This is a genomic window from Bacillus sp. X1(2014) (assembly GCF_007678255.1).
In genome coordinates this window covers 1-408 of the sequence record NZ_VEED01000063.1, presented here as the reverse complement: position 1 = coordinate 408, position 408 = coordinate 1, and the positions used below count along the sequence as shown (strand labels likewise).

Sequence of the window (408 nt, the reverse complement as noted above, 5' to 3'; positions counted from 1 at the left end):
TTGACCCAAGTGTTTTTGAATCTGGCAAGTTTACAGCCACCAAAAATCGCATTACGAAAAGAGGTTCCAGCAGGCTTCGTCATGCCTTATACATGGCTGTTCGTTGTGCAATACGTGACTGTCGTAAAAGCAAAACAAGTGATGAAATTATACCCCGTATAAGAAATTACGAGAGTTCTATGATAAGAAACGTGAAGAAGGAAAACCTTTTAAAGTAGCTGTGATTGCTTGTGTAAATAAACTCTTACATTGGATATTTGCCCTTTTAAAAAACAAAACGACTTTCCAAGATGTAGCTTAAAACCTATATCTAACTAAATAACACAAAACCTTCCAAAATCAGACTAACGGAAGGTTATTTGGCATGCACTTTTTTAGTATAACATGAGATATTTAAAGTTTTTTATG

The 408-nt window shown here is 34.6% G+C and carries 1 pseudogene; it reads left to right on the top strand.

Going from position 1 to position 408, the window contains the following annotated elements:
* Window positions 1-301, top strand: a pseudogene (locus FS608_RS29765) (transposase); the annotation flags it as partial.
* Between the last annotated feature and the right edge of the window lie 107 nt (window positions 302-408).